The organism is Halobacterium sp. KA-4, assembly GCF_021028995.1.
Lineage (GTDB): Archaea > Halobacteriota > Halobacteria > Halobacteriales > Halobacteriaceae > Halobacterium.
Window position 1 is genome coordinate 83,855 of the sequence record NZ_JAJJZG010000005.1, and the last position, 20,769, is coordinate 104,623.

Here is a 20,769-nt window from a genome sequence, read left to right on the forward strand (position 1 = left end):
ATAGCGCGATATTCGAGTTACCGCTGAGCGAATTACCCAATTGAGAGACTGAACTCGATCGCGTTTTCTTCGATTCGCACACTGAGATACCCGCTCTGGGAGTCAGGAGTAGCGCCCCATTCGTATTGGGCTTGCTGTCCATCCTCGGTTTCGACGATAATTCGTTTCGTCCCGCTTTCCTCGAAGAGGCTCTCGTACTCCTGTGTTTTACTCGGGGAAATTGTCGGGTCGTCGGTGAACACTTGCTGTTTGGGTTCCGAGTCGATATGAAAGACCTCGATGTGAATGGTCACAGGGTTCGGACGGCTATTATAGATGCTCACCTGTGTCCCATCACCCTTCAAGCAGCCAGCCAGTCCAAGCGTCGCAGCCGAGAAAACGGCTGACGTAAACACCCGGCGAGAGATTGATTGCTCCCGGCCAGAACTCATAGCAAATCGTTCACACGGCTCCGGTAAGTGCCTTGGCTGTACTTAGCGAGATATGGTCATCTATACTGCATTCGGGGTGCTCGAAACGGTAACCGTGGCCCGTGTAGCAGTCTACTATCGAATCTTCCGGCTACTCATCGAGTCAGGAACAATCGAGAGGGGTATACCGCGACTAATACAGCGTTAGAGTGCCTGTAATGGCTGTCCTCTGACTACCGATTGCTTCTTTGCTCCACTTTGTTCAACTCGATGAGCAGTCGGAAGATGGCTTTCACGAGGTTCGGGTCGACGCCGAACGCTTCGGCGTTCCGGCCGGCGCGGTCCATCACCGCTTGCTCTTGGCTCTCGTCGGTGGTCGCCATGCCGCGTTCGTCTTTGACCTCCGCGATGGTTTCGGCGACGTACGTGCGTCGCGCGATGAGATCGACGATTTCGCGGTCGATTGATTCGATTTCTTCGCGCAGTTCCTCTAGACTCATATCGTCCGGGCCCCGTCCAACTGCGTCGTCGTCAGCCGGACTGTCCCCGGGTTCTCGTCCCATAGTGGTTTCACCTCCGTGAGTGCGTCGTGGTCGCCGACGGCGACGTAGCTCGGGCCGGTGCCCGAGAGGGACGCCCCGTCGGCGTTCGGGAGGGCGTCCACGATTGGCTCGGTCGGGTGGCCGAGCGCCGCCGCGAACGCCAGCCCGTTAATTGTCATCGCGGTGCCGTACTCGCCGTCGGCGGCGAGGTCCGCGACGTGTTCGGCCATCGGCGCGATGCGCTGGCAGCGCTCGACGTCCGCGTCCGCGGAGAAGGACTGCTCGGGCGGCGTCCACACGAGCGCCGCCCACTCGACTTCCTCGCGGAACAGCAGGTCGTCCTCGCGGTTGTCTGTCATCGTGAGCCCGCCGAGCATGCTCGCCGAGGCGTCGTCGAACGCGCCTGTCACGGTGACACCGACGTCGCGAGCGGCTTCGACGCCGAGGCGTGCCGCCTTCTCGCGGGAGACGCTTCCGACCTCGCCGAGCGCGTCCAGCGTCGCGAGCACGGCCGCGTTCGCGGCCGCGCTTGAACTCTTCAGGCCGGACGCCAGCGGCACCTCGCTGTCCGTGTGGACGGTGCCGCCCTCGCCGTGCCCGTACTGGTCGGTCATCAGCGACACGCAGCGTTCCACGAGCGCGGTGTCGGCGTCCGGGTGGTCGGCGATGCTGCCGGTGACGCCGTCGGCGGCCGCGTCCAGCGACACCTCGGCTGTCACGTCGAAGTCGAGCGCGAACGCCGACCCGATGCCCGTCGCGAGCGCGTTCAACACGGTGCCCGCGGCTGGCGCTGCTGCACGGCCGTCCATGTGTTGTCCTGCCACGGCCCGTATTTACGACTGGCGTTTCGGGCAAGGAGAGCGTGGCCGAGCAACGCGAGGCCACGCAAACGGCGGGCTTTTCCTCTCCCACCCGCAATCCACGGACATGAGCGCCCGCAACGACATCGCGCCGAGCACCCTCGGCGTCGACCTCGAAGAGGAGGGCGTCTACGTCGAGTACACGGACGGCCGCCGCACGTTCTACAACGGCGTCCCGGAGAAAGTCCACGGGACAGTGCGGTGCCGGCCGGGCAAGGACGTCCACGTCCTCGTCACGGACCCGACGGAGACGGAGGGCGTCCTCGTCTACGTGAACGACCTGAAGACGCACGACGAGATTCTCGAATCGACGGGCGTCGGCCGCGTCCTGCTCGACCCCGGCGAGAAAGAGGAACTGTTCCCGGGCGTGACCGTGCGCGCGGACGGCTACGCGACGGAAGTCGAAGCCGACCCCGAAGAGGCTCGGGGTCGTGTGTTCGTCTTCGAGGAGGACGAGCTCGGCGAGCGCTCGTTCGAGCTGTTCGCAGCAGAGTCAGAGGAGTGAACGCGCTCTGACCGCCCGTTACTGGAGATAGGAGGGGTCTTCGGCGTCACAGTTCTGTTCGTGCTGTTCGGCGTCCCCCTGGTCGTCGAACATCAACCCGCACTCTTCGCAGCGGTACCAGAGCATGCCGTCGCGCTCAGTCTCCTCGACCATGCGTGAGTCTCCGTCGCCCGAGTTAAAAACCGTTGCCCCGACCAGACACCCTCCGATACCGGGTGGTTCGCCAGTAGGCATACGTCCCCTCGCGTCAAATCCGCGGTGTGGCAAGCGCTGTCATCTTCGACATGGACGGGGTCATCGTCGACTCAGAGCGGTACTGGGCCGAGGAAGTCGAGGGCATTCTCGACGAAGCCGGCGTCGGCGACGAGGTCGGACCAGAGGACGTCCTCGGTGCGAACGTCTACGACCAGTACGACTGGCTCGCGGCCAACTACGACCCCGAGATATCGAAAGCGGAGTACTTCGAGCTCTACGACGAGCGCGCGGAAACCGTCTACACGGAGAAGTGCGACCTGCTCGACGGTTTCCACGACCTCTTGGACGAACTCGACGAGCGTGGCGTGCCGACGGCGGTCTGCACGTCGTCGTTCCCACACTGGATAGAGATGGCCTTCGACACGTTCGACCTCCACGGGCGCTTCGACGAGGTCGTCAACGCCGCCGACCTCGACGTTCCGGGTAAGCCCGAGCCGGACATATACGAGGCTGCTGCTGACGAAATCGGCGCCTCCATCGAAGACTGCGTGGTGGTCGAGGATTCCGGGAACGGTGTCGAGTCGGCTGCTCGTGCCGGCGCGCACGTAATCGCGCTCGATACGTCCGTCAACGACGACATGGACCTCTCACCCGCGGACGAACTCACGGCGGACGGCCCCGACCTCCGGGAGCGCGTGCTCGCGGCGCTCGACCGCGACTAGGGCCGCAGGCAGCGCTCGGGGTCGAACGGCAGTCCGAGGTGGTCGAAGACGTCGCGCCACCGACCGACGTCGTTCTCGTCGACGATGCAGGGCGCGTAGCCAGCGTTCAGATAGAGCGCGAGCGCCGGATAGCGGTCCGGTTCGACGCCGACGCGCACGCTATCGTAGCCCGCGTCCAGCAGCCGACGAGTGGCCGCAGCGGCGAGCGCGCGTCCCAGCCCCTCGCGCCGGTGCGCGGGGTCGACGACGAGATACGCCAGCGCGCCGCCGAACGGAAAGCGGTGGTCGCCCGCATTCGGATTGTGGACGGCCGAACACGTCCCGACGACGGCGTTCGTCGCGCGCTCGACGGCGACGAACGAGCCGTTCGGCAGCACACGGTCGCGGAACGCTTCGACACCGACGTCCCAGCCGCCCGTTTCGAGCAACCCCTCGATGGCTTCTCGGTCCCGACCGGCTAATTTGCTCGTGCGGAGCGCGTACCCGTCCGGCACGTCGACGTCCGGCGGTCGCAGGCCGTCCGGCCACAGCAAGTAGCGCGTGTCCTCGCTCATGCGCGTGGCTCGGTGCTCGCAGTTGGAACGCGTTGCGGTGTGTGCTCGGGTCGGCGTCAGAGTAATCCGGATGGTCGCCGTTCGTACTGTCGTAACTGCGATGAGCACGGACATCGAACCAGCGGGGGTTGTCGAGGACGGGTCGTTCTTCCGGACGCTCGTCGAGCACGGCTCGGACGCCATCATCAGCATCGACGCGGACAGCACGATTCTGTTCGCGAACCGCTCGGTCGAGCGCGTGTTCGGCTACGAGCCCGCGGAACTCGTCGGCGAGCCGCTCACGACGGTGATGCCCGAACGCTTCCAGGGCGCCCACCACGCTGCCATCGCGGAGTATATCGAAACGGGCGAGCGCACGCTCGATTGGAACGGCATCGAACTCCCGGGCGAGCACAAGGACGGCCACGAGGTCCAGCTCTCGATCACGTTCGAGGAACACCAGTACGAGGGCAAGCGCGTGTTCTCCGGCATCATGCGCGACATCACGGACCGCGTGGAGCGCGAGCGCAAGCTCGAACGGCAGAACGAGCAACTGGAGCGTTTCGCGGGCATCCTCAGCCACGACCTCCGGGACCCGCTGAACACGGCGCGTGCGCAGGTGGCCCTGGCGAAGAACGCCGACGACCCGACGGAGTACCTCGACGAACTCGAACACATCCACCAGCGCATGGGCGACCTCATCGAGGACGTGCTCACGCTCACAAAACAAGGCCATACCGTCGGAGAGCCCGAACCGGTCTCGCCCGCTACCGTCGCCGAGGAAGCGTGGCAGACCGTCGGCGGCTCGGCGGCGACGCTACGGGTCGAAGAAGTCGGCGTCGTGCAGGCCGACCGCGAGCGCCTGCTGTCGCTGTTCGAGAACCTCCTCGGCAACGCTGTACGACACGCTGGGGACGACGTCACCGTCGAAGTCGGCCCGCTGAGTGCCGGTGACGGTTTCTACGTCGCCGACGACGGCCCTGGCATCCCCGAAGCCGACCGTGCGAACGTCTTCGACTACGGGTTCACGACCGACGACGGCGGCACCGGGTTCGGGCTGAACATCGTCGAGAGCATCGCAGACGCCCACGGCTGGAAAGTGGACGTGACCGACAGCGAAGCGGGCGGCGCGCGCTTCGAGTTCTCGGGCGTTCGCCGGAGCGAAAACGGCGATACCGAATGACTGTTCGGACGCCTGACACCCCTGAGGCGGTGCTTCGCCGGCCTGCCACTACATCCAAGTACCGTCGAACCAAATCAGGTGGCGAGTGATGTCTACTGAAAGCGCCGCGGACGGGAGCCTCGACCACGACGCGCCAGTCGTGCTCGTCGTGGACGACGAGGCGAACGTCGCGGAGGCGTACGCGCTCTGGCTCCCCGACGAGTACGAGGTCCGAACCGCGACGAACGGGGAGCAAGCCCTCGACGCAGCCGACGAGGACGTCGACGTCGTCCTCCTCGACCGCCACATGCCGGACCTCTCCGGCGACGAAGTACTGGACCGCCTCCGCGAGCGCGGCCTCGACTGCCGGGTGGCAATGGTGACTGCCGTCGACCCGGACTTCGACATCGCGGAGATGCCCTTCGACACGTACCTCACCAAACCCGTCGACCAGGAAGAAATCCAGGACACCGTCGAGAACCTCCTCGGGCTATCGTCGTTCGGCGACCAGTCCCGCCAGTTCTTCGCCGTCTCCCGGAAGATCGCGGCGCTCGAAGACGAGAAGCGCGCGTCCCAACTGGAGGACAGCGACACCTACCAGCAGCTCGTCGAGCGCCGCGACGAACTCGACAGCGAACTCGACGACGTCGTCGGCGAGATGGACGACGACGACCTCGAAGCCGCGTTCCGCGACCTCTGACTACCAGAACGCCTTCGTACGGGCGTACTCCCGTTCGCGTTCGAGGATGTCCCGGTAGAAGTCGGCCTCGTCCTCGCGGTGGCGGTTGATGATGCGGGCGGCGTTCCGCGGGCCGACGCCGCGCGCGGACAGCGCGATAATCGCCTTCTTGCCGTGGCTCTGGACGATGCTCGCGTTCCGGAAGACGCGCTCCGTGCGGTCGCGCTGCTCGTCGTCCTTGTCGTCGGCGCGCACCGCCTTCACCGCGTCGTCGGCCCACGGCGACAGCGCGGCGACGCGCGTCGACCCACAGTGCGGGCACTCGGGCTGGTCGCTGACGCGCCGGACTTTCGTCTCGTGCTCCCAGTCCTGGCAGTGCGTGCAGAACAGTTTCACGCGGTCGTCCTGGATGCGGTCCCTAACCGCCTGGACGACGCTGGCGTCCGCGTTCTCGGGCGTGAGGAGTTCCGACCCCGACGAGCGGCCGCCGACGCCGATGGCCGTTCGTTCGCCCTCGATGGCGACCTCCAGGTCACCCGACTGAATCGCGTCGAGGACCTCGCTGGTGCGTTCGACGTCGAGGTCGGTGTGGAACACCTCGCGGACTGCCTCGTCGTAGACGGGCGTGTCTTCGAGCGCGCCCAGCAGCCGCGACAGCCCGACGCCGTCTCTGCCCTTCCAGCGCTTGAGCGCGCCGAACTTCGCGGCGACCTGCGCGAGCGTGAATTTCAGCGTCTCGGACTGCTTGAGGCTCAACTCCAGCAGCGGCTCGACGTGCTCTGGGTCCGTCTCGTGCAGCAGGTCCACGACGTCGTTCGCGCTGATTCGTGCGGGTACGTCCAACTCGACGCGGTACGGGCCGACGTCCAGTCCCACCGAAGAGCCGGTGCGCTGGCCGAGTAAGGCCGACAACAACCGGCCCACAGTCTCGTTGGCCTCGTGGCCGAGCGCCGCGTTCACGACGATAGTCTGGCCCTCTTGCTCGACGACGATGCGGTCGTCGCCCGGCATCGCGTTTCCGCTGTCGACGTGGTACTCGACCTGTTCGAGCGCCTCGCCCGCGGTGTACTCGTCAGTCGGGTAGCGCGTCGTGAATTCCCGCGCCACCCCGTCGCGGGTCGCGCCAGCGTCGAACTGGTCGGCCGCGACCTCCCGCATCTCCCCGACCTCCTGAGCGACCTCGTAGGGCACGGGAATCTCCTGGCCCGTCCACGACGGCACCTCCCCGGCGGGGTCCTCGATGGGGGAGACGTTGACCTCTTCTTCTTCCTCGTCGATGTTCGTGATTCGCCACATCTCCCCACGTTGGACGAACGTCGCGCCGGGTTCAGCAAAATTCACGACGAAGCGCTCGTCCAGCGTCCCGACCTGCCGACCCCCAGCCATGTCGTAGACGGCGTACGTCTCCTCGTCGGGAATCATCGAGAGGTTCGCGTAGTAGTACTGCCACGTCCCGCCGGACTTCGAGATGGTGTCGTCGTCCTCGTCGACGTAGACGACGCGGTTGTTGTGCAGTTCCATCGCCACCTCGCGAAACGTCTCCTCGGCGAGGTCGTGGAACGGGTACGCCCGCGTCACTATCTGGTAGGCGTGGCGCGCGCTCGTCTCTCCGAAGTCCATCACCACGCCGACGATCTGGTTCGCGACCGTGTCGAGGCTGCCGTGGTGAATCTGCATCGTCTCCACGTCGCCCTCGCCGGCGCGCCGCGCGATGGCCAGCGCCTCGAACGTGTCGTCCGGGCTGCCCGTAATCACGGTGCCGTGGCTGACCTCGTCGCGGCGGTGACCGGCGCGCCCGACGCGCTGGAGCAGACGCGCGACCTCACGGGGCGAGGAGTACTGGACGACGTGGTCGATGCGGCCCACGTCGATGCCGAGTTCCATCGAGGACGTGCAGAGCAAGCCGTCGAGGTCGCCGGCCTTGAATTGGTCCTCGACCTCGATGCGGGCTTCCTTCGACAGGGAGCCGTGGTGGACGCCAATGTTGGCGTCTAGTTCCTTGAACCGCGACCCCAGCGCCTCCGCGGTCTGGCGCGTGTTCACGAAGATTAGCGTAGAGTCGTGCTCGTCGACGATTTCCCGGATGGCGCGGACGTGACTCGCCATCGACGGCGACGTCATCAGTTCGTTGCTCAGGCGTTCGTCGCTATCGGTGACCTCCGGCTCGCGCACCGAGAACTCGACTTTCGACGTGACATCGACCTCGATAATTTCGCAGCCGCGGCCGCCGGTGAGGAACGCACCTACTTCGCTGGGGTCGCCGACCGTCGCCGACAGCCCGATGCGCTGGAAGTCGCCCGCGAGCTCGACGAGGCGTTCCATCCCAATCGAGAGCTGTGCGCCGCGCTTCGCGCCCGCGAGTTCGTGCACCTCGTCGACGACGACGTGGCGCACGTCCGCGAGGCCGTTCCGGAGCTTCTCCCCCGTAAGCATCGCCTGCAGCGTCTCCGGGGTCGTCACGAGCACGTCCGGCGGGTCGTCGGCCTGCTTCCCGCGCTGGTACTGCGTCGTATCGCCGTGCCGAACGTCCACGTCAAGGCCGAGCGTCTCCCCCCACCAGTCGAGGCGCTCGCGCATGTCGCGGTTCAGCGCGCGCAGCGGCGTCACGTACAGCGCCGCGAACCCCTCGGGTGCGCCCTCCTCGACGATGCTATTGAGGACTGGGAGCATCGCCGTCTCCGTCTTCCCGGTCCCGGTGGGCGCGACGACGAGCCCGTTCCGGCCGTCCGCGAGCGCGGGAATCGCGCGGCGCTGTGGCTCCGTCGGCGTCGAGAACCCGCGCTCGGAGAGCGCCGCCCGGACCTCGCTGCCGAGGTGGGAGAACGCGTCCATCCCCCGCGTCTCACTCATCCTCGAAACGTAGGGCCGCAACCCGAATAAGCACGTTGCCGGGCGAAGTCGCTGCCGCTGTAGGCGGCGCGAACGACAGAAAATAGCGGTGGCTAGCGGGCGAGTCTTACACGCGCGCAGCCGCGGGCTCCGCCTCGGGGTCGGCCTCCACGAGGCGCAGCGTCGCGTCCATGAACGCCGGCAGGTCGTCGGGCACGCGCGAGGTCACGAGGTTCTCGTCGACGACCACCGGCTCGTCGACGTACTCCGCGCCCGCGTTCTCCACGTCGACCTCCAGCGACCAGTAGCCGGTCGCGCGCCGCCCCGCCAGAATATCGGCGCTAATCAGGAGTTGCGCGCCGTGGCAGATGGCGGCGATGGGCTTCTCGCGGTCGTCGAACGCCGCGACGACGTCCGCGGCCGCCGGCGCCTCCGTGCGGAGCGCTTCCGGGGAGTCGCCGCCCGGCACCACCAGCAGGTCGTACTCTTCGGCGAACCACGATGGCGACTCCTCGTCGATGGCGACGTTACCGTCGAACTCGTAGCCGTGCTCGCCGGTCACGCTGTCGCCGTCGGGCGTGGCGACGTCGACGTCCCACCCCGACTCGCGGAGGCGGTAGAAGGGATAACTGAACTCGCTGTCCTCGAAGCCGTCGGTCACGAGTACGAGCCCCTTCATGGCTCAGTCGAATCTAGACTCGCGGTTCGGCAAAAATTCTACGGCCGCTCAGACGTCGCGATAGCGGCCGAGACGCGTCCCGTCCAGCAAGTAGAGCTCGGCGCCCGGGCACGCCCCGGGGAGGAACGGCGCGAGGAACTCCTGGCCCTCGACGTTCACCCACGTCCCCCCGGAGAGGTCGTTGAACGCCGGGAACACCGCGAGGTCCCCGTGCACGTCCAAGTCTTCGCCGTGGTACTCCTCGAACGGCGCGGCGTCGAGCGGCCCGCGTAGCCACGCGCGCTCGACCCGCGTCCCGCCGACCTCGTCCTCCAACCGGACCGTCGGGTGCTCGTGGCCGACACAGACTGTCTCCGCTTCCAGCACTTCGGGCGCGGGCCACGTGTGGCCGTGCGCGAATCCAACGTCACCGAAGCGCGCACCCTCCGGGGGTGTCGCGTCGAGGTCGAACTCGTCGGCGAGTCCGCCGTCGTGGTTCCCCACGACCAGCGTCACCGGGACGTCGAGCGCGTCGAACAACGCTTCGAGTTCGTCGTGTTCGGCACCCTCCGGCGTGCCGATGGCGTGCCCGAGGTCGCCGAGGAAGACGACGCGGTCCGGCCGCGTCTCGCTCACGAGGTCGAGCACGCGCTCGCGGCGCTGCTCGGCGCGGCTCTGGACTTCCAGCCCCTCGCGGCGCAACGAGCGCTCGATGCCCGCGTGGTAGTCCGCAACGACGAGCGCGCGCTCGCTAGTCGCATTCCCGTCGCGACTTCCGATGTCGGCGACCGCAGCGGGTTCGCCCAGGACCGGCTCCACCAGCGCCATCTAGATGGCTTTCAGGTGGTCGTCGCCGGACTCGTAGCAGCGCCCGCTCATCAGCGCTTCCTGGATGGCGTCCTCGATTTCGCCCTCGTCGGCGTCCCGCTCGTCGGCCGCCGTCGCGACGACATTCTCGCGGAGCGCGCCGTCGCCGTCGTCGAGTTCGTCCATCAGCTCCACGACGTAGTCTTCGAGGTCGAGGCCCATCTCTCCAGCTTCGGAGTCCTCGCTGTCGGACTCGGGCTCGTCGTACTCGTCCTCGGTGGAGTCGTCGAGGTCGTCAGCACCCTCGTCTTGGGCGTCGTCGAACGCCTCGTCGTCAGCGTCGAAGTCACCGAGGTCGCCCTCGTCGGCGGCTTCCTCGGTTGCTTCGTCCTCGCCCACTTCCTCGTCGGATTCCGGGACGTCGATGTCCGACTCGCCGGCGTCCGGAACTTCACTCCCCGTCGAGAAGCCGACGTCGTAGTTCTCCTTGACTTCCTCGCGCTCCTCCTCGGAGAGTTCGTACATCTCACCGTCCGCAGCTGCGTCGCCCTCCTCGGGCGCGGCTTCCGCAGCGACTTCGTCGGGCTCGGGCGTCTCGGCGGCTGGACCGGTCGCCGACGTCGGTTCCGACTCCGGCTCTGCCTCCGATTCGCTCGCTTCGACGTTCTCCTCGCCTTCCGGTTCGGCAGCCGACTCGGATTCGGCTTCCGGCTCGGGTGCTTCCTCGGTCTCGCTGACCGCGGGCGCAGTCTCGACTTCCGTCTCCTCGTCGCCCTCGCCGAAGTCCGCGTCTACCGTCCCCGATTCGGGCGATTCGTCGCTCTCGGCGGCTTCGGATTCCGTGGGTTCGGCGGGTTCAGTTTCAGTCGTCTCGGCTTCCTGCTCGTCCACGTCGGCCGATTCACTGTCGATATCGAGGTCGGCTGCGAAGCGCAGGTCGGCGTCGCCCTCGTCGCTCGGGGAGAGCGTGAGGTCGCCGACTTCGTCGCGTTCGCCGGCGACCACGCGCGCCGCGTCCAGGGAGAGCGTGCGAATTGCGTCGAGGTACGCTGGCGTCGTACCGTAGTGGTCGAGCGCCAGCGGAATGCCCGCCGCGAGCCCGTGCTGGACGCCCGCGGCTTCCAGAATCTCGCGGAGGTTGTCGCCGCGCTCGACGCGCTCGTGGGCGGCTGCCATCGTCGCTACGCGGTCGACGGTCTGCTCGGCCGTCGAGACGACCCAGCGGTCGCGGGTCTCCGCGTCGACCTCGCTCACTTCCTCCGGGCGGATGGACGTGTAGATGACGTCCGCGTCCTCCGGCTGGAAGGTCCGGGCCTTCCCCGTCACCGCGACGAACGACGGCGTGTCTGCAGATTCGAGAGCAGCCAGCGCCTCGGGCTGGTACTGCCCAGCGTAGACGACGAACGCGCCCGTCGGGTCGACAACCCGTGCGCGCACCACGTCGTCGCTGACCTGCTCGACTTCGGTGAGCACGCCCACGACGAACACGCGGTTGACGCGCGCGCCGGTCGGCGTCACGACGTAGTTCGGGGCGCGTTCCTCGTCGCTCTCGGCGTACGAGTAGTTCGCGTCGTCGAATTCCGCGGCGAACAGTCGGTAGGCGACCTCGCGGCGGTTGACCTCCTCGTCCTCGGAGGAACTCATGCTTCCACCTCCTGGAGGAAGGCCTGCGCACGCTCGGCCGGGTCGTCGGCGGACTCCCGGAACTCCAGCGTTTCGAGGTTCGCGCCGTAATCATCCACCGAGAGGTGGCCGCGAACCGTGTACTCGGAGCCGACGAGCTTCTCGGCGATGGTGTCCGCGACGACGGTCTGATCCATCGCGTCGCGGGCCTGCTGGCGTGCGTCCTCGATGTCGCCGCCGTACACCTCCTCGGTGAGTTCGCGGTCGAGAATCACCGTGACGGTGTCCGTGCCGTCGTCGAGAATCGCCTTCACGCGCAGGTCGTCCTCGCCCTCCACGTCGCCGTGCTGGCGGCACTGCCCCTTTTGGACGACGCGGCCGCACTCGGGACAACGCTGGATGAGCCCGGAGCCGTCCCGAACCTCGATGACGTTCCCGACGAGTTCGACGTCGTACGCGCCGCCGCGGTCGACGGCCTCCCGAATCGCCATCCGAGTCGGGCCGCCCACTTCGACGGGTTCGTCGAGCGCCGTGACCGTCGAGAACTCTGAGACGTTCACGGAGGGGACGCCGCGGAACTCGCGGACGTAGACGTCTTCGAGGCGGACGGACGCGCCCTCCTCGATTTCTGCGTGGGGGTCCCAGTCGGTGAACGGGAGTCGCGCGCTCTCGTCGCCGAGAACGCCACTCAGAATCTCCGTTTCGCCGTCTCGACCGTCGATGGTCCGGGTCTCGACTTCAGTCACGCGGACTTCGACGTTCCGGCCGCGGTCGCCCGGCGCGAGGTCGGCGAGGTCGCGGTCGCCGCCCACGTCGTAGGGCACGTCGACGTCCTCGGCCTTGCTCACGGTGGAAGACTCCCCGAAGTTGAGCTCGGGTTCACCCTCGTACTCGCGGACGCTGGCGTTCCCGATGGTGACGGTGTCGCCGGGTTCCAGACCGAAGTCCTCCCACGCAGTGTACGAGATTTTCCCGGTCTCGTCGGCGAGTTCGCCCTCGCCGATGACGTGGTCGTCGCCCTGGTAGCGAATCGAGCGCTTGCCGGCCGTCAGGACTTTGGCCGTCACGGTGACGCTGCCCGAGTCGGGGCTGACGTCCACGATGTTTTCTGCGGTCGGGCCGCTGGAGCCGCCACCCGAGTCGTCGCCGAATTTCCGACGGAGGCTACGCTTGGCCTCCTCCACGGGAACGCTGTACTCCACGAGGTTCTGCAGGTTCTCTTTGACCTCCGCTTTGTCTACACCGAGGTCGGAGGCGAGCTCCTCGGCGTGATCGTCGATGTTCATGCGTCCGTACTTCGGGCTGCCTGCCGTAAAAGGGTTCCTCGCGTGGCGCGCGAACGCGCGCGAAGCAGGTCGAATTCGGCCCGAAAACCTACCCGATTCCCGGCCGACCCGACGCTCGTGCGGCTCTACCAGACGTGGAAGAACTACGTCGCGCACGCCGGCCTCGGGGTTCCCGTCGTCCGCCAACTCGTCCGCAAGCGCATCGTCGACTACCACACCGCGTTCTTCGTCGAGCAGTCCGCCCGGAACGGCGAGGCACGGGAACCCCACCTGCGGGCGCTGTTCGATGCCAGCGTGGACGTCTACGAGCGCGCGCTCGCCGAGGGCTACCCGGAGGCCCAGGCCCGCGAAATCACACACATTCAGGCGACGCTGGACTTCCACGAGCACGGGTGGGCGGAACTGATGGAGTTCCCACCCGGCGAAATACAGACTCATTTCGACCGCTACCGCAGATTCTTCGAGCGCCACGACTGCACAATCGAGGACCCATTAGGCGAGTTCGCGCCCGAATACGGTCTCCCGTACGCGCCGGAGACACCGGACGCACTCGACGATAGTGAATTCCCGTTCGCCGAATCCGGACTGGCCGACGACGTCTACGTCCCCACCGAACACGTCGACGTGCGGACGCCCGAGGGCGTCGACTTCGCCGGCAAGTGAGCCCGACAGCACCACCGAACGGCAGCGCTGGCGAGTAGCGAAACGGGTTTCCCGCGGCCACCGCCTACCCCGGGTATGCACGTCGTCGTCAACGCCGCGATGAGCGCGGACGGCAAGCTCTCGACGCGCCGCCGCGAGCAGGTCGCTATCAGCGGCGAGGCCGACTTCCGGCGCGTGGACGAACTGCGCGCGAGCGTCGACGCCGTAATGGTCGGCGTCGGCACCGTGCTCGCGGACAACCCCTCGCTGACCGTCGACGACTCTGACCTAGTCGCCGAACGCGACCAGCGCGGCGACTCCCCCCAGCCCGCTCGCGTCGTCGCGGATTCGCACGCCCGTACGCCGCCCGACGCCCGCGTGCTCGACGGTGCTGCCGAGACGTACGTCCTCGTCGCCGAAGAGGAACCCCGCGAGCACCGCCAGACACTCGAGGACGCCGGCGCAACCGTCGTGGTTGCCGGCGAGAACCGCGTCGAACTCCCCGCAGCGCTCGACCAACTGGAAGCCCACGGCGTCGAGGACCTGATGGTTGAGGGCGGCGGCGAACTCATCTTCTCGCTGTTCGCCGACGACCTCGTCGACGACCTCTCGGTATTCGTCGCGCCCAAGATTATCGGCGGCCGGGACGCCCCGACGCTCGCCGACGGCGACGGCTTCGTCCGCGACTTCCCGGAACTCGACCTGACCGGCGTCGAACGCATCGACGACGGCGTCCTCCTCGAATACGACTGCTAGGTCGGAGTGCCGAGACGACTGACGAGTATACTTTTCCTCCTTCGCTCGGACTGTTTGCCATGGCGGACTCCGACGCATCCGAAACGCTCGCACGCGTCCGTCGGGCGAAACGGGACGACAACGCGCTGTCGATAACTGGGACGAAGATACTGCTGTTCGCCATCCAGCTCACGCTCGTCGGCGGCCTCCTCGGCGGACTAGAGCCGCTCGCGTACGCCAGCGTAGTGCTCGGTCTCCTCGGTCTGCTCGTCGCCGAGTGACGGCCTCCCCGCCGTGAACGACGAGGCTTCCCAGACCGCTATTCGCTGGCTTCCTGCGAGACGGGTACAGTAGTGACTTGCACCTCGGCCCGCCGGACCACACGCTCGGTGACGCTCCCAACGTTGAGGAACCGGTCGAGGCCGCTGCGGCCGTGCTTGCCCATCACCACGAGGTCCGCGTCGTAGTCCTCCGTGGCGTCCAGAATCTCCTCGTGGGGCAGGCCGGTTCGGAGGTGTTTCTCCACGGCGACGCCGGCGTCCTCGCCCTGCCGGCCCGCGCGGTCGAGCGCGCGCTCGGCCTCCGTTTCTGCTTCTTCGACGACGAGGTCGTAGTCCGTCGCGACGAACCGCTCGTCGACGACGAACAGCGCGTGCACCTCCGCGTCGAATCGGTCGGCTAACGTGAGGCCGACGCGCACCGCCTCGGCCGCTCCCTCACTGCCGTCTGTCGGCACGAGTATCGTCGAGTACACCCGCGGCTAGTCTCGGGCAGCGGGCAAATACGCTTCCCCGACGTGGGCTGCGCGCGAACCGCGACAGCCCGTCGAAAACGAGTTAGTGCTGGTGGCCGGTCGCTTCCGCGTACGTCTGCCCGAAGCGCTCTTCGAAGTTGTCCAGGACGGCTTCCTCGACGTTCTGCAGTTCTTCGGTGGGTTCGCCCTGGCCGTGGTGGACGAGGGCGTGAGCGCGCTGCGCGAACGCCATCAGCGCGATGTCGCCGACGACCTGTGCCTCGCTCTCGTCGTCCTCCTCGCTGAAGATTTCCACGAGTCGCGCGGGAATCGTGACCTCGTTTGTGTCGCCGTCCGGGTCCTCGATGGTGAACGTGGCTTCGTCCATGCTCGCACGGACGGGACCGCGACTAAAATGAGTGTGGTTACGGGACCGGGCCGCCGGCTCGCGCCCCCGACGACGCCGGCTTCAGTCGTCCGCGGGCGCGGCCTCGGTGCCTTCGGCGGCGGTCGCGCTCACTTCACTTTCGAGGTACTCGTCGGCGTCGAGCGCGGCCTTGCAGCCCATGCCCGCTGCGGTGACTGCCTGCTGGTAGTGGTAGTCGACGACGTCGCCGGCGCCGAAGATGCCTTCGACGTCGGTGAGCGTCTGGCCGCCGCCCTTGCCGCCGTGGGTGACGATGTAGCCCTCGTCGTCGAGTTCGACGCCCGTGTCTTCGAGGTAGTCCGTGTTCGGGGTGTGGCCGATGGCGACGAAGAAGGCGCCGACCGACAGCGAGAACTGCTCGGTCTCGTCGTCTTCGAGCTTCGCCGTCGGGTGGCCTTCGGGATGGCGCACGAGCGTCACGTCCTCGACGCCGGCCTCGGGGGTGCCGTTGACCTCGACGGCTTCCGTGTTCCACAGTACTTCCATGTCGCCGTTTTCGACGTGCTCCTCGATGCGTTCCTGCCAGTAGTCCTCCGCGCGAAGTTCCTCGCGGCGGTGGACCAGGTAGACGGTGTCCGCGAATTTCGTGAGGAAGCTCGCTTCCTCGGCGGCCGCGTCGCCGCCGCCGACGACGACCATGTCCTCGCCCTTGAAGAACGCGCCGTCGCAGGTCGCACACGTCGAGACGCCGTATCCCATGAGTTCGTCCTCGCCGGGGATGCCGAGCGTCCGGGCGCTCGCACCGGAGGCCGCGATGACGGCGTCGGCGGTGTAGACGTCGCCGTTCGACAGTTCGACGCGGAACGGCCGCTGGGAGTCGTCGACGTTCTCGACGACGCCGTGTTCCAATTCCGAGCCGAAGCGCTTGGCCTGCTCTTTCATGTTGTTGATGAGGTCCGGACCCGAGATGCCCTCCGGGAAGCCCGGATAGTTCTCGACTTCGGTCGTGAGCGTGAGCTGGCCGCCGGGTTCGTCGCCCTCGAACAGCAGCGGGTCGTTGTTCGAGCGCGCAGCGTAGATGGCCGCCGTCAGCGCCGCGATGCCCGTCCCGGTGATAATGAGCTTGCGGTGCTCGACGACGTCGTCGTCGCTATCGTCGGCGATGCCGAGTTTCTCGTCGAGTTCGCCGCTCTGGTCGAGTTCGTGGGTGTCGTCCCAGCCGCCGATGAGTTCGTCGTCGATGAACACCTCGGGGGCGGTCTCGCGGCCGTTCGCGCGCTCTTTCATCTCCGCGAACAGCTCCTCGTCACCCGTGACGTTGTACGTCACGTAGTCGACGCCCTTGGCGTCGAAGAGGTCCTTGGCCTTCTCGCAGTACGAGCAGTCTGTCTTCGTGTAGATTTCCACTCGGGGCTCGTCGGTCATACGTCCTAGTCGGTGACCGCGGTGTTTGTACGTTGTGTTGGCCGGGAAGTGTGCCGGCACATCGGACCGCCTCGTTCACGACGGCAGAACGCTTTTGCCCGAGGTGCCGTAACACGCACGTATGTCTGATGCAGATACAAACGGGGCCGGCGAACCGGAGAAGACGAACATCAACGTCCGGCTGACGGAGTCGCTGCTCGCGGATGTCGACGCCACGTGGCAGGAAGAAGGCTACAATAGCCGGAGCGAGTTCATCCGCGAAGCACTCCGAGACGCGGTCCGGCATCCCGGCCTGACTCGCGAGAGTTGGAAGGAGATTGCCGCCGTCGAGCACGCACGACGCACCGGTGACAGCGAGACGTTCTCCCGTGAGGACATTCTCGGCGATGACGAGTGACGGCGAGTGGACGTGGCAGTTCCGCGCGCCGGCGAAACGAACGTACGACGACCTCGACCCGCACGCACAGGACCGTATCACGGACAAACTCGACGAAATCGTCAACGACCAGTGGCGGGACCCGGACGACTACCTGGAACCGCTGACTGGCGTCCCGCACTCGAAGCTCCGAATCGGTGCGTTCCGCCTCGGCGCCGTGTGTGACCACGAAGCGAAACTGCTCGACGTGTACACCATCGAGCAACGTGGTAGCGCGTACAAACCCGGCGACGACTGACCCGCATTGCTGATTTCACGTCCGACTACCCAAGCGCTTACGCCCCGCGTCGCCCCACACTCGGGTATGCCCGCCGACCTCCACGAGAAGATGGACCGCTACGAGGGCCTGCTGGCCGAAGCGCTCGCGGAAGCCGAAGCCGTTCCCCCCGCGGACACACCGCTGGGGGAGGCCGCCGCCGAGTACGAGGAGATGGCGCAGTCGTACCTCGACGACGGCCGTCACTTCCGCGACCACGACGACCCCGTGAACGCGCTCGCAGCGTTCTCCTACGGGCACGCGTGGCTGGACGCGGGCGCCCGCATCGGCCTGTTCGACGTGCCCGAGACCGGCCACCTGTTCACTGTGTGAGCGTTCGCGGCCGGAACCGGCGCGCGGCGCGGGGTCGGGTAGTTTTACGGTACTGCATCCTCTCGAAGTAGTCGATGGAGGCCGCGCTCTGGTACGTGTTGACGGGGACGCGCGGCGGACCGAACCGCGTCCGCCTGTTGCGGGCGCTCGCCGACCGGCCGAGAAACGCGAACCAGCTCGCGGAGGATCTGGACCTTGATTACAAGACGGTCCGGCACCACCTCGACGTGCTCGTCGAGAACGACATCGTGCAGTCCAGCGGCGACGACTACGGCGCGGTGTACCTGCCGACGGACGCGGCCCGCGACAACTGGGACACCATCGAGGAAATTATCGAGGAGGTCGAATGATGCACGATTCTAGGGGAATACCGGCCGAATTTGGGAAAGCGTATAACTACCGCTCCTGCCAACGGTGGTGTAGATGACAGTCTGGGCGGACGTGACGCGAGCGGCGATGGCACTCAACGTCGTCGCACTGCTCGCGCTCTGCAGCGTGTGGGTTCGCAACTATAGGCAGATACAGTCGAAACACACGCTCGGCCTGCTCGTGTTCGGCCTGCTGTTGCTCGGGGAGAACGCCCTCGGGCTCTACTACTTCGTGATGCACGACGCGCTGACCGCGTGGTTCAGTGGTCTCCCGTCGATCTCCGCGACCGCGATGATGGCGTTGCGGCTGCTCGAAACTGCCGCCATCGTGTTCCTGCTGTGGGTGACGTGGGACTGACCCGATACTGGCTCGGTGCTGACCTGACATTGAACTCGTTTCTTCGACTCGCTCACGACGACCAGCCGAGCCGCAGCCACCACGCCCGAACCCCTAATCCGCCCCGTTTGACAATACTATGATATCGACGCTAGAACGTCCTAGGGGCGCAATTTGGCTGGTTTTCGGTCGAAATTGGGCCTGAATTCGGGAAATTTTCTTTCAAGTACCGGGTGTCGCCTGGGGTATGCGGGAACGCATCCAAGCACTCGTGCTCACAGCCGTCGTCGTTGGCTCGCTGTTCGCCGTCGCACCCGCGGCAGCGACGGCCGACCAGCAGGCGGCTGCGAGCGTCACGTTCGACGCACAGACTTCCGGTGGCCACACGGTCACCGTCGACAGCGCCACGCTCCCGGACGGCGGGTTCGTGACGATTCACGATAGCAGCGTGCAGGAAGGAGAGACGCTCGCCAGCGTCGTCGGGTCGTCGGCGTACCTCGAACCCGGCACGCACGACAACGTCACCGTCCACCTGGACGAGCCGCTCAGCGAGGACGACACGCTTGTCGCGATGCCGCACATGGATACCGACGGCGACCGCATCTACGAGTTCGTCTCCGGGAACGCGGCCGTCGATGGCCCGTACACGGCTGACGGCGGCGCCGTCGTCGCCGCGGCGAACGTCACCGCGTCTGCGACCGTGTCGATGAGCGACCAGCCGACCGACGGTAATTCCGTCGTCGTCGACCGCGTTGAATTGGCCGAACCCGGCTTCGTCGCCGTCCACAACGACAGCCTCCTCGACGGCGATGCGCTCGGTAGCGTCGTCGGACACTCCGCGTACCTCTCCGCGGGCGTCCACGAGAACGTCCGCGTCGAACTCGACGAGTCGGTCGGCAACGAGACGGTGATTCCGATGCCGCACGTCGACTCCGACGGTGACGAGACCTACGACTTCGTCACCTCCGAGGGCAGCGCCGACGGGCCGTTCACCGACATGAACGGGGAAGCCGTCCTCGACACCGCGATGGTCACGCAGTCGAACACGGCGTCCGTTTCCGCGATGAACCAGACCACTGGCGGTCACGCTGCGACTGTCGATTCGGTGTTCCTGCCCGACGGCGGGTTCGTCACCGTCCACGACGGCAGCGTCACCGAGGGTGCGGTCTTCGACAGCATCCGCGGCACCTCCACGTACCTCGAACCGGGCCTCCACCGGAACGTCCGCGTGAGCCTCGACGACCCGTACACCGAGGACGGGACGCTCGTGCCGATGGCGCACATGGACACGAACGGCGACGAAGCGTACACGTTCGAGGAGTCCGAGGGCAGTGAGGACGGCCCGTACACGGCTGACGGCAGCGCGGTCCTCGACACTGCGTCCGCGAACGTCGCCGCGTCCGTCAGCGTCGACCACCAGCAGTCCGACGGTCACACGGTCGTCGTGGATTCCGTTGACCTCAGCGAACCCGGCTTCGTGACGATTCACGACGCCTCCCTGTTCGCCGGCGAGACGCTCGCCAGCATCGCGGGGACGTCGACGTACCTCGAAGCCGGCCACCACGATGACGTCGAAGTCACCCTCCACGACCCAATCAACGAGTCCCAGACAGTCGTCGCGATGCCACACGTGGACTCCGACGGTGACCAGTCGTACGACTTCGTCACCTCCGAGGGTAGCGACGACGGGCCGTTCACCGCGAACGGCGGCGCCGTCGTCGACACCGCCCACGCGTCCGTGAACGCAGTCACGACCATCAGCGACCAGGAGAGCGACGGGTCGACGGTCGTCGTCGACTCGGTGACGCTCGCGAATGGCGGATTCGTGACGATTCACGACGGCACCCTCGCCGACGGCGCGGTCTTCGACAGCGTCCGCGGCACTTCTGCGTATCTCGCGCCCGGAACCCATGAGAACGTTGAGGTGATGCTGGACAGCGAACTCGACGGCGAGACGACGGTGTTCGCGATGGCGCACACAGACTCCGACGGCGACGAGACCTACGACTTCGTCGAGTCCGAGGGCAGCGCTGACGGCCCGTACGCCGCCAACGGCGCGCCCGTGATGAGTTCCGCGACGGTGGACGCGCCCGTGATGACCACCGAGACGATGGAGACGACTGAAATGATGGAGCCCACCGAGGCTGGCGACACAACCGACGGCGAATCCGGCGGAAGCGTCCCCGGCTTCGGCATCGGCATCGCGCTCGTCGCGCTCCTCGGAGCCGCGCTGCTGGCTGTTCGCCAGCAGTAACGCGCTCGGCACCGGGGCTCGGCCCGGCGAGCACGAGCGAAACGGCCACCAGCCATTTTTCAGGGGCCTGTC

26 protein-coding genes are annotated in these 20,769 nt (G+C 66.7%); 13 read left to right on the forward strand and 13 right to left on the reverse strand.

Translation table 11 applies throughout. The features are described from left to right. Positions 1-32: 32 nt before the first annotated feature. The 3 genes from LPA44_RS06925 to LPA44_RS06935 form a co-directional block, all read right to left on the reverse strand. A complete protein-coding gene (locus LPA44_RS06925; RefSeq protein WP_230888858.1) occupies positions 33-431 on the reverse strand; it encodes a hypothetical protein in 399 nt (132 codons plus the stop codon). Positions 432-643: 212 nt separating this feature from the next. After that, positions 644-973: a chorismate mutase gene (locus LPA44_RS06930; protein ID WP_442903370.1), complete on the reverse strand. Its 330-nt coding sequence runs from the start codon at positions 971-973 to the stop codon at positions 644-646. Continuing rightward, positions 907-1,761 carry a shikimate kinase gene (locus LPA44_RS06935; protein WP_230888860.1) on the reverse strand — a complete coding sequence of 285 codons (855 nt, stop codon included), beginning with the start codon at positions 1,759-1,761 and terminating at the stop codon, positions 907-909. The genes LPA44_RS06930 and LPA44_RS06935 overlap by 67 nt, the downstream gene beginning before the upstream one ends. 118 nt (positions 1,762-1,879) lie before the next feature. Here LPA44_RS06935 and LPA44_RS06940 point away from each other — a divergent pair, with 118 nt between their 5' ends. Beyond that, a complete protein-coding gene (locus tag LPA44_RS06940; protein ID WP_230888861.1) occupies positions 1,880-2,317 on the forward strand; it encodes a DUF5796 family protein in 438 nt (145 codons plus the stop codon). 18 nt (positions 2,318-2,335) lie between these two features. Here the strand turns inward: LPA44_RS06940 and LPA44_RS18060 are convergent, their stop codons facing one another. After that, complete coding sequence (locus tag LPA44_RS18060) at positions 2,336-2,470, reverse strand: DUF7128 family protein (protein ID WP_269069850.1); 135 nt, start codon at positions 2,468-2,470, stop codon at positions 2,336-2,338. 107 nt (positions 2,471-2,577) lie between these two features. Between LPA44_RS18060 and LPA44_RS06945 the strand changes: the two genes are divergently transcribed. Then, on the forward strand, positions 2,578-3,234 hold the full coding sequence (locus tag LPA44_RS06945) for an HAD family hydrolase (protein WP_230888862.1): 657 nt from the start codon (positions 2,578-2,580) through the stop codon (positions 3,232-3,234). Here LPA44_RS06945 and LPA44_RS06950 read toward each other — a convergent pair. Further along, on the reverse strand, positions 3,231-3,788 hold the full coding sequence (locus LPA44_RS06950; protein WP_230888863.1) for a GNAT family N-acetyltransferase: 558 nt from the start codon (positions 3,786-3,788) through the stop codon (positions 3,231-3,233). The genes LPA44_RS06945 and LPA44_RS06950 overlap by 4 nt on opposite strands. 100 nt (positions 3,789-3,888) lie before the next feature. Between LPA44_RS06950 and LPA44_RS06955 the strand changes: the two genes are divergently transcribed. Together LPA44_RS06955 and LPA44_RS06960 are read left to right on the forward strand one after the other, a co-directional pair. Continuing rightward, positions 3,889-4,950: a sensor histidine kinase gene (locus LPA44_RS06955; protein WP_230888864.1), complete on the forward strand. Its 1,062-nt coding sequence runs from the start codon at positions 3,889-3,891 to the stop codon at positions 4,948-4,950. A gap of 88 nt (positions 4,951-5,038) precedes the next feature. Then, entirely contained in the window at positions 5,039-5,629 is a 591-nt protein-coding gene (locus LPA44_RS06960) for a response regulator (protein ID WP_230888865.1), read from the forward strand. Here the strand turns inward: LPA44_RS06960 and LPA44_RS06965 are convergent, their stop codons facing one another. The 5 genes from LPA44_RS06965 to LPA44_RS06985 form a co-directional block, all read right to left on the reverse strand. After that, a complete protein-coding gene (locus tag LPA44_RS06965) occupies positions 5,630-8,458 on the reverse strand; it encodes a DEAD/DEAH box helicase (RefSeq protein ID WP_230888866.1) in 2,829 nt (942 codons plus the stop codon). Between the two features lie 106 nt (positions 8,459-8,564). Further along, entirely contained in the window at positions 8,565-9,116 is a 552-nt protein-coding gene (locus LPA44_RS06970; RefSeq protein WP_230888867.1) for a type 1 glutamine amidotransferase domain-containing protein, read from the reverse strand. A gap of 48 nt (positions 9,117-9,164) precedes the next feature. Continuing rightward, positions 9,165-9,923 (reverse strand): metallophosphoesterase, encoded by a 759-nt coding sequence (locus LPA44_RS06975; protein WP_230888868.1) that lies wholly within the window; start codon positions 9,921-9,923, stop codon positions 9,165-9,167. Beyond that, positions 9,924-11,546: an RPA family protein gene (locus LPA44_RS06980; protein WP_230888869.1), complete on the reverse strand. Its 1,623-nt coding sequence runs from the start codon at positions 11,544-11,546 to the stop codon at positions 9,924-9,926. It lies immediately after the preceding gene. Continuing rightward, positions 11,543-12,811, reverse strand: coding sequence for a Single-stranded DNA binding protein (locus LPA44_RS06985; protein WP_230888870.1), 1,269 nt, complete (start codon positions 12,809-12,811; stop codon positions 11,543-11,545). The genes LPA44_RS06980 and LPA44_RS06985 overlap by 4 nt, the downstream gene beginning before the upstream one ends. A gap of 117 nt (positions 12,812-12,928) precedes the next feature. Between LPA44_RS06985 and LPA44_RS06990 the strand changes: the two genes are divergently transcribed. The 3 genes from LPA44_RS06990 to LPA44_RS07000 all read left to right on the forward strand — a co-directional run bounded on the left by LPA44_RS06990 (position 12,929) and on the right by LPA44_RS07000 (position 14,469). Continuing rightward, entirely contained in the window at positions 12,929-13,474 is a 546-nt protein-coding gene (locus LPA44_RS06990; protein WP_230888871.1) for a DUF6149 family protein, read from the forward strand. Positions 13,475-13,549: 75 nt separating this feature from the next. Further along, complete coding sequence (locus tag LPA44_RS06995) at positions 13,550-14,209, forward strand: 2,5-diamino-6-(ribosylamino)-4(3H)-pyrimidinone 5'-phosphate reductase (RefSeq protein WP_230888872.1); 660 nt, start codon at positions 13,550-13,552, stop codon at positions 14,207-14,209. A gap of 59 nt (positions 14,210-14,268) precedes the next feature. Continuing rightward, complete coding sequence (locus LPA44_RS07000) at positions 14,269-14,469, forward strand: hypothetical protein (RefSeq protein WP_230888873.1); 201 nt, start codon at positions 14,269-14,271, stop codon at positions 14,467-14,469. Between the two features lie 38 nt (positions 14,470-14,507). On the opposite strand, the gene LPA44_RS07005 is transcribed toward LPA44_RS07000, so the two are convergent. The 3 genes from LPA44_RS07005 to LPA44_RS07015 all read right to left on the reverse strand — a co-directional run bounded on the left by LPA44_RS07005 (position 14,508) and on the right by LPA44_RS07015 (position 16,713). Beyond that, complete coding sequence (locus LPA44_RS07005; protein ID WP_230888874.1) at positions 14,508-14,942, reverse strand: universal stress protein; 435 nt, start codon at positions 14,940-14,942, stop codon at positions 14,508-14,510. 82 nt (positions 14,943-15,024) lie between these two features. Continuing rightward, positions 15,025-15,309 (reverse strand): DUF7545 family protein, encoded by a 285-nt coding sequence (locus LPA44_RS07010; protein ID WP_230888875.1) that lies wholly within the window; start codon positions 15,307-15,309, stop codon positions 15,025-15,027. An 81-nt stretch (positions 15,310-15,390) separates the two neighbouring features. Further along, a complete protein-coding gene (locus LPA44_RS07015) occupies positions 15,391-16,713 on the reverse strand; it encodes an FAD-dependent oxidoreductase (RefSeq protein WP_230888876.1) in 1,323 nt (440 codons plus the stop codon). A gap of 121 nt (positions 16,714-16,834) precedes the next feature. Between LPA44_RS07015 and LPA44_RS07020 the strand changes: the two genes are divergently transcribed. From LPA44_RS07020 to LPA44_RS07045, 6 genes are all read left to right on the forward strand, one after another. Beyond that, positions 16,835-17,110 (forward strand): ribbon-helix-helix domain-containing protein, encoded by a 276-nt coding sequence (locus LPA44_RS07020; protein WP_230888877.1) that lies wholly within the window; start codon positions 16,835-16,837, stop codon positions 17,108-17,110. Further along, positions 17,100-17,387 (forward strand): type II toxin-antitoxin system RelE family toxin, encoded by a 288-nt coding sequence (locus tag LPA44_RS07025; protein WP_230888878.1) that lies wholly within the window; start codon positions 17,100-17,102, stop codon positions 17,385-17,387. Before LPA44_RS07020 ends, LPA44_RS07025 begins: the two co-directional genes overlap by 11 nt. A gap of 66 nt (positions 17,388-17,453) precedes the next feature. After that, complete coding sequence (locus LPA44_RS07030) at positions 17,454-17,738, forward strand: DUF357 domain-containing protein (protein WP_230888879.1); 285 nt, start codon at positions 17,454-17,456, stop codon at positions 17,736-17,738. Positions 17,739-17,812: 74 nt separating this feature from the next. Continuing rightward, positions 17,813-18,088, forward strand: coding sequence for an ArsR/SmtB family transcription factor (locus LPA44_RS07035; protein ID WP_059057013.1), 276 nt, complete (start codon positions 17,813-17,815; stop codon positions 18,086-18,088). 73 nt (positions 18,089-18,161) lie between these two features. Further along, on the forward strand, positions 18,162-18,464 hold the full coding sequence (locus tag LPA44_RS07040; protein ID WP_230888880.1) for a hypothetical protein: 303 nt from the start codon (positions 18,162-18,164) through the stop codon (positions 18,462-18,464). Between the two features lie 226 nt (positions 18,465-18,690). Continuing rightward, complete coding sequence (locus LPA44_RS07045; protein WP_230888881.1) at positions 18,691-20,697, forward strand: DUF7282 domain-containing protein; 2,007 nt, start codon at positions 18,691-18,693, stop codon at positions 20,695-20,697. The last annotated feature ends 72 nt before the right edge of the window (positions 20,698-20,769 follow it).

Excerpts from the sequence above, each read along its gene's own strand:
- LPA44_RS06995 (WP_230888872.1), top strand. The coding sequence starts at position 13,550 with ATGCACGTCGTCGTCAACGCCGCGATGAGCGCGGACGGCAAGCTCTCG.
- LPA44_RS07025 (WP_230888878.1), top strand. The coding sequence starts at position 17,100 with ATGACGAGTGACGGCGAGTGGACGTGGCAGTTCCGCGCGCCGGCGAAA.
- LPA44_RS07015 (WP_230888876.1), bottom strand. The coding sequence starts at position 16,713 with ATGACCGACGAGCCCCGAGTGGAAATCTACACGAAGACAGACTGCTCG.
- LPA44_RS06970 (WP_230888867.1), bottom strand. The coding sequence starts at position 9,116 with ATGAAGGGGCTCGTACTCGTGACCGACGGCTTCGAGGACAGCGAGTTC.
- LPA44_RS07035 (WP_059057013.1), top strand. The coding sequence starts at position 17,813 with ATGGAGGCCGCGCTCTGGTACGTGTTGACGGGGACGCGCGGCGGACCG.
- LPA44_RS07030 (WP_230888879.1), top strand. The coding sequence starts at position 17,454 with ATGCCCGCCGACCTCCACGAGAAGATGGACCGCTACGAGGGCCTGCTG.
- LPA44_RS07020 (WP_230888877.1), top strand. The coding sequence starts at position 16,835 with ATGTCTGATGCAGATACAAACGGGGCCGGCGAACCGGAGAAGACGAAC.
- LPA44_RS06950 (WP_230888863.1), bottom strand. The coding sequence starts at position 3,788 with ATGAGCGAGGACACGCGCTACTTGCTGTGGCCGGACGGCCTGCGACCG.
- LPA44_RS07000 (WP_230888873.1), top strand. The coding sequence starts at position 14,269 with ATGGCGGACTCCGACGCATCCGAAACGCTCGCACGCGTCCGTCGGGCG.
- LPA44_RS07040 (WP_230888880.1), top strand. The coding sequence starts at position 18,162 with ATGACAGTCTGGGCGGACGTGACGCGAGCGGCGATGGCACTCAACGTC.
- LPA44_RS07045 (WP_230888881.1), top strand. The coding sequence starts at position 18,691 with ATGCGGGAACGCATCCAAGCACTCGTGCTCACAGCCGTCGTCGTTGGC.
- LPA44_RS06985 (WP_230888870.1), bottom strand. The coding sequence starts at position 12,811 with ATGAACATCGACGATCACGCCGAGGAGCTCGCCTCCGACCTCGGTGTA.
- LPA44_RS07010 (WP_230888875.1), bottom strand. The coding sequence starts at position 15,309 with ATGGACGAAGCCACGTTCACCATCGAGGACCCGGACGGCGACACAAAC.
- LPA44_RS06960 (WP_230888865.1), top strand. The coding sequence starts at position 5,039 with ATGTCTACTGAAAGCGCCGCGGACGGGAGCCTCGACCACGACGCGCCA.
- LPA44_RS06980 (WP_230888869.1), bottom strand. The coding sequence starts at position 11,546 with ATGAGTTCCTCCGAGGACGAGGAGGTCAACCGCCGCGAGGTCGCCTAC.
- LPA44_RS18060 (WP_269069850.1), bottom strand. The coding sequence starts at position 2,470 with ATGGTCGAGGAGACTGAGCGCGACGGCATGCTCTGGTACCGCTGCGAA.
- LPA44_RS06965 (WP_230888866.1), bottom strand. The coding sequence starts at position 8,458 with ATGAGTGAGACGCGGGGGATGGACGCGTTCTCCCACCTCGGCAGCGAG.
- LPA44_RS06955 (WP_230888864.1), top strand. The coding sequence starts at position 3,889 with ATGAGCACGGACATCGAACCAGCGGGGGTTGTCGAGGACGGGTCGTTC.
- LPA44_RS06930 (WP_442903370.1), bottom strand. The coding sequence starts at position 973 with ATGGGACGAGAACCCGGGGACAGTCCGGCTGACGACGACGCAGTTGGA.
- LPA44_RS06935 (WP_230888860.1), bottom strand. The coding sequence starts at position 1,761 with ATGGACGGCCGTGCAGCAGCGCCAGCCGCGGGCACCGTGTTGAACGCG.
- LPA44_RS06975 (WP_230888868.1), bottom strand. The coding sequence starts at position 9,923 with ATGGCGCTGGTGGAGCCGGTCCTGGGCGAACCCGCTGCGGTCGCCGAC.
- LPA44_RS06925 (WP_230888858.1), bottom strand. The coding sequence starts at position 431 with ATGAGTTCTGGCCGGGAGCAATCAATCTCTCGCCGGGTGTTTACGTCA.
- LPA44_RS06940 (WP_230888861.1), top strand. The coding sequence starts at position 1,880 with ATGAGCGCCCGCAACGACATCGCGCCGAGCACCCTCGGCGTCGACCTC.